The organism is Bellilinea sp. (genome assembly GCF_034432615.1).
Classification (GTDB): domain Bacteria; phylum Chloroflexota; class Anaerolineae; order Anaerolineales; family Anaerolineaceae; genus Bellilinea.
In genome coordinates, this window is the sequence record NZ_DAOUBL010000087.1 from 1 (window position 1) to 5,272 (window position 5,272).

Genomic DNA, 5,272 nt, shown 5'->3' on the forward strand with positions numbered 1-5,272 from the left:
GTTTTTCCCCATGTAAATTTCAGGTGACTCACCCGGTACTCGAATATCATCCCCTCATGGGGACGCTGAACCCAATTAATAGCACGCCACTTTCGGCGGGCATGAGGGATAACGGCGTTTTTCCCCTTGCGGTTTTCAGGTGACTCACCAGGGACTCGAACCCTGAACCCACTGATTAAGAGTCAGTTGCTCTGCCAGTTGAGCTAGTGAGCCACTTTTGGCAAGGCGTATTATATCCCAATTTTTTTCAGGGGTCAAATTTTCGCGTCTTAACCCAAAATTAAAAGCTTCCGGAGACCAACCATGGCGGATATGAAAGAAATGACGGGTTGCGAAAGACGTAAAAACCTGGAAAAAATTTGGAATGCTATCGCCAAGTACATCTTGGAAAAACTCCGATTGTTGGAAGAAATTGAGCAGGAATGCACTGCAATACGAAAAGTTGCGAAAACAATTGCGTTCCGGATGCTCTTTTGCCTCCCACCGACTGTTCGGTTACCTCTTGCACTTGGCGAGCCAGCTCTTTCACCTGCGCCTGATCCTGCTCATCGGCGGACATACCATTCAAGCCCGGCAAATGCCCCAAGGTACCCACTCAATTTGCTGATTTCCGCCACCTTCTCGATTTCGTTTGCGCTCCCTGCTGTCTGGTCAGTGTTGGATTTGCCGGCAGACTTAATCCAGGACAAGAAAGGTTCTCTCACTTTGTACGAAGATTGAGGAAAAGGCGGAGGACGCGCTGGAAGCGCTGATGGCTTGAAATGTGATTGCTCAGCCCCCCTTTTTATGCCCGGCAGGTAGAAATGAATTGCGGTTATAATCGCTTGCATGAAAAAGGTTTACCTGTGTTTTCTGGCGGCAGTTCTGTTGACCGCATGCAGTCCCTCCGGCACACAACTCCCTGCGCCAACGTTGCGCCCGGTCGCGGCGGTAACGCTGACGCCCTACGCCGGCGCTCCGTCCACTTCTACCCCTTCCTTAACCCCTGCAAATACACCGACGCCCCTGCCAACGGCTACCCCCACACCGCGTCTTCACATGATCCGGCGGGGCGAAGACCTGTTTGGGATTGCCCTGTATTACGGGATTAGCTTGCAGGATTTGTTGACCGCCAACCCGACCGTCAACCCCTATGCGCTGCGAATTGGTGACCAGCTGGTTGTGCCGGCAGCCCAGTACACCCCCACCCTTGACCCGCGCAACCCACCTTCCCCAACGCCGGTTGGGTTGAACCTGCCGCAGCCCGATTGTTACCCCACTCAGGATGATGGCATCTGGTGTTTTGCACTGCTCTCCAATCCGCAAACTTTTGATGTGGAGGGGGTATCGGCGGTTTTCCGCCTGTATGACCGGTTAAGCGGACAAATTTTCAGCCAGAATGCCTACCCACCATTGAATCGGCTGGCGGCCGGCGGTGTGCTGCCGCTGGCAGTTTTCTTCCCACCTCCGGCGCCGGTTCAATTCGATGCCGGGATGGAGCTGTTGACCGCGCTACCCATTCCTGCTGAAAGCAAGCGTTATCGGGAGGTTGAAATTACTCAGGATGAAATCAGCCTTTCTGAAGACGGTTTGCTGGCCGATGCCAGAGGCAGCCTGCGCCTGAGCGGAGAAGAGGATGGCGATGCCAGTGTCGTCGTTGTGGCAGCCGTGGCGTTGGATGCACAGGATCGGGTGGTGGGTGTGCGGCGCTGGGAATCCGATCAGCCGCTGATGAGGGGGCAAACGCTGTCCTTTCACCTGCGCGTGTATACCAGCAGTAACCCGATTGTGCGGGTCATCCTGCTTGCGGAAGCCGTCCCCTAGAATGTCGCTTCAGCGGTAATTCCAGATCAGGTAGCTATCTGCTTTACAGATAGGCTGCCCGGCTGGTATGTTCAAACAAACCCGATAAGCCACCACGCTGCCGTTGGGGAGTGCCGGCTGCAACGGGGCGATCCGTAATAACGAACGGCCCTGCCCATCGGTGGGGGGGAAGTAGTAAAGCGCCTGTCTGCCGTCCGGCAGGGTCAGCGTGAGGGTGGCCTCAACCGAGCTCAGCGGTTGCTGGTCGTATGCCCGTAGCAGCAATACTTCAAACTGTTGGGGTTCTTCGGCGGTCAGGCGAGGGTTGGCTGCACTGACCACCATCTGCACGGTTTCGGCAGTCATTTCAAACGGGGCTGCCTGAGGTGCTTGCAGACCATTGATTCTTAAGTACTCGCGCCCCAGGGCTGCCATGCGCACCCGTTCGGTTGCGTCGGGGCGGTTATCATAATCCAGACAGTAATTTTCGAAACACTGGCGGTAAAGATTTTCGCCAATGGGATAGGGTTCACTCAAAGGAACACCCGAAATTTCTATACCGCCGTGAGAGGCGATGAATCGGTCAAATACCAGCGGGATGTGAAAGCCGTTTTCACCTTCCAGCGGGAAAAAGACCACACCATCATCCTCACTGTAACGGCGCGGCATCGGCTGACCCACCGGCATACCGGCCAGACGGGCGACGGGGCGCAGACGGACGGCGTTGGGATTATCCGGCGGAGCGTAAAGCACCACATTTTCATAAACCTGTTCACGGAAGCCATCCGCTGCAAGGTAGGGGTGGGTGAGCGGCAGTCCAAATACCTTGAGCCCTCCCAGCCGCACCAGCCGTGGCAGGAAGGGCTGTTCCATTTCCACCACATTGCGGATCACAATCGCGCTGGAAGGCGGTGAGAAACGGCAGTCGGCTGAACAGGCATAAACGCCGTAAGAAAGCAGGTAGACCTCTCCCTGCGGATCGTCTAAATTGCGGTAAAAACCGACGTTTTCGAAGTATTGCTCAATGCGGTTCTTGTTGGGGTTGAAGCGCGGTGGGGTGAGCGGTTCACCGGCGTATTGCGCGCCGTAAAGACGCTGATAGAGGGCGGTAAATTCCTCATAAACGGGATAATCGTTTTCGTCACCCACCGTACTGACAGCACTGGCAGGTTCGCCCAAATCGAAGGTTCGCCCCAGCGGATACAGACTGAAGCGTTGAATTCCCTGTGCCAGCGGGTCGAAGCACATCAGTACGTTTTGGGTGTACTGGCATTGCAGGTTGTCCAGTGAAAAGAGGGCAGTGATGGCCGGGCCGAGCAGGTCTTCACCGCCGAGCGAGGCATAAAACTCACGCAGCAGCGGGTCAACGCTGAACGTGCCGGGCTGCTGAACGGTAACCGGTGCAGGATGAGAAGCGCATGCGCTGAGGCAGCCCATTAAAAGAACGGTTAACGCTGTCAGCAAAGCCAACCCTGTGCTACTCTTCATGCCGTTGTTCCAACTTCCCTCCCGAGTGGATGAATAGGCCCCATTTGGGTAGATGAGAATTCTGATGAAAGAAAAAAAAGAGATTTATGGATTAGAGCGAGGTACAAACCCCGATGCTATTAGCATACCCCCTGGGTGTGGACATAAAGTTGACACGAAGGAATTTGTTAAAGGCGGTTTGACTTAACCATTGCGCGAACGCAGACGTGGGTCGCGTTCGAGTGTCAGGCGCAACCCGCTTTCCAGCGAAATGGACGGTCGGTAGTTCAACAGCGAGGCGGCCTGCCTGAGATCAGCGCACATGCGCGCCGGCCCTCCATCGCTGCGCGGGTTGTACACCACTTCCGGTTCGCTGCCGGTTACGGAAATGACCACCTTGACCAGATCGCGCACACTGGTTTCCACTCCGCTGCCCACATTGATGGTCATTTGATCCACGCCGGGGGCGGTAGAGGCGGCAATCATCGCCTGCACAACATCATCTACGTACACATAATCCCGCGTTTGTGTTCCGTCACCGTGAATCACCAGTGTTCCGTTTTGGAGCGCCTGCCGTAAAAAGTTGAGCAGCACCGGGGCGTGAACCGGCGGCAGATGCTGCCCGGGGCCGTAGGCGTTGAACACGCGCAGGCAGACCGTTTCGATGCCCCACAAACGTCCAATCGTCTTGACGTAGTATTCGGCTGCCAGTTTTGAAACCGCATAGGGGGAGCGGGGATTGGGGATGGCATCCTCGCTGACCGGCTGGCTCTCCTGATTCCCATAAATTGCGCCGGATGAGATGAACACCACCCGCCGCACGCCGACATCCCGCATGGCTTCCATCAGGGTAACGGTACCACCCACGTTGACTTCGTTGTACTCACGGGGATAAAGCACCGATTCGGGCACCAGCACTTTGGCAGCCAGATGATAGACGCAGTCAATTTCCTGCAGGAGAGTCCACAATTTGGGGCGGTCGTTGACATCCCCGCGCACAAAATGAACCTCCGGCGAAAGAGCAGAAGGGTCGCCTGTAGAAAGGTCGTCCAGCCCGCGCACCGAGTGCCCCTCCTGCACAAGACGGTTTGCCAGCGCCGAACCCAGAAAGCCGGCTGCACCGGTAATCAAAAATCTCATATTCGAATCGTCATCCCGGGGAAGTGAAGAAATTGTTTCTGAGCGGATTATAGCACATTCATCGGCTGCTAATTAAGGAAATCATCCCCTTCTTCGCCTTCCGGAATTGCAAACTCTTCCGAGGATTCGGCGTCTCGTACCAGCTGGTGATCGCTGGTGCGATAGTGGCCGCGCAGATCATCTATCAGCGTGCCTTTCCACAAGGGGACACCATCGAAGTAAGCCGCCCGGCCGATCATGTGGGCGGCAACCGGCACGGTCAGCAGCAGAAAGACGATGATCGCCAGTACCCGCAGGGTAATGCCAGATTCCCCAAAATACAATGCGGCAGCCAGCATGACCAGGCCGGCGCCGAGGGTGGCGGCTTTGGAGGTGGCGGACATGCGTAAAAACAGGTCTGGCATGCGCAGCAAACCGATACTGGCGATGAGCATGAAGCCGGCGCCGAGCAGCATTACCATGGCAACGATCCATTCGCGCAGCATCATACCCTCCGCTCAATATAATAAGCAAAGGCAATCGTACCCAAGAATGAAATCAGGGCGATGATGATGGCCACATCTAGAAACGCCGGCTGATCGAAGAGAATGGCGTAACTGGCAATGATGCCGATGGCCAGCGCCACAACCAGATCAATTGCCACAACGCGGTCAGGCAGACTCGGTCCGCGCACCAGCCGGATGAAGGCCAGAACCAGCCCCAGACTGATCATCCCCAGTGCAACGATATACAGGGTTTCGATATTCATGTGAACAACTCCTTTACCCGCCGTACGAAACCTTCCTGCATGTAACGGCGGAATTGCTGGGGTCGCGGGCATCCAGCGTGTGGATGTAAACCACCTTGCGGTCGCTGGAAACATCCAGACCCAGCGTACCGGGCG

7 protein-coding genes and 1 tRNA gene are annotated in these 5,272 nt (G+C 55.9%); 2 read left to right on the plus strand and 6 right to left on the minus strand.

Annotated elements, in window-relative coordinates; all coding sequences use genetic code 11:
* Positions 1 to 140 precede the first annotated feature (140 nt).
* A tRNA-Lys gene (locus VAE48_RS04045) sits at positions 141 to 213 on the minus strand.
* 90 nt (positions 214 to 303) lie between these two features.
* Between VAE48_RS04045 and VAE48_RS04050 the strand changes: the two genes are divergently transcribed.
* Together VAE48_RS04050 and VAE48_RS04055 are read left to right on the plus strand one after the other, a co-directional pair.
* Entirely contained in the window at positions 304 to 720 is a 417-nt protein-coding gene (locus tag VAE48_RS04050; protein WP_322792038.1) for a hypothetical protein, read from the plus strand.
* A 108-nt stretch (positions 721 to 828) separates the two neighbouring features.
* Positions 829 to 1,803, plus strand: coding sequence for a LysM peptidoglycan-binding domain-containing protein (locus tag VAE48_RS04055; RefSeq protein WP_322792039.1), 975 nt, complete (start codon positions 829 to 831; stop codon positions 1,801 to 1,803).
* A gap of 9 nt (positions 1,804 to 1,812) precedes the next feature.
* Here the strand turns inward: VAE48_RS04055 and VAE48_RS04060 are convergent, their stop codons facing one another.
* The 5 genes from VAE48_RS04060 to VAE48_RS17485 form a co-directional block, all read right to left on the minus strand.
* On the minus strand, positions 1,813 to 3,270 hold the full coding sequence (locus VAE48_RS04060; protein WP_322792040.1) for a hypothetical protein: 1,458 nt from the start codon (positions 3,268 to 3,270) through the stop codon (positions 1,813 to 1,815).
* 183 nt (positions 3,271 to 3,453) lie between these two features.
* A complete protein-coding gene (locus VAE48_RS04065; RefSeq protein WP_322792041.1) occupies positions 3,454 to 4,389 on the minus strand; it encodes an NAD-dependent epimerase/dehydratase family protein in 936 nt (311 codons plus the stop codon).
* A 68-nt stretch (positions 4,390 to 4,457) separates the two neighbouring features.
* Positions 4,458 to 4,877, minus strand: coding sequence for a monovalent cation/H(+) antiporter subunit G (mnhG, locus tag VAE48_RS04070; RefSeq protein ID WP_322792042.1), 420 nt, complete (start codon positions 4,875 to 4,877; stop codon positions 4,458 to 4,460).
* A complete protein-coding gene (locus VAE48_RS04075; RefSeq protein ID WP_322792043.1) occupies positions 4,874 to 5,137 on the minus strand; it encodes a cation:proton antiporter in 264 nt (87 codons plus the stop codon). Before VAE48_RS04075 ends, mnhG begins: the two co-directional genes overlap by 4 nt.
* Positions 5,138 to 5,150: 13 nt before the next feature.
* On the minus strand, positions 5,151 to 5,261 hold the full coding sequence (locus VAE48_RS17485; protein ID WP_416181019.1) for a hypothetical protein: 111 nt from the start codon (positions 5,259 to 5,261) through the stop codon (positions 5,151 to 5,153).
* Positions 5,262 to 5,272: the final 11 nt, after the last annotated feature.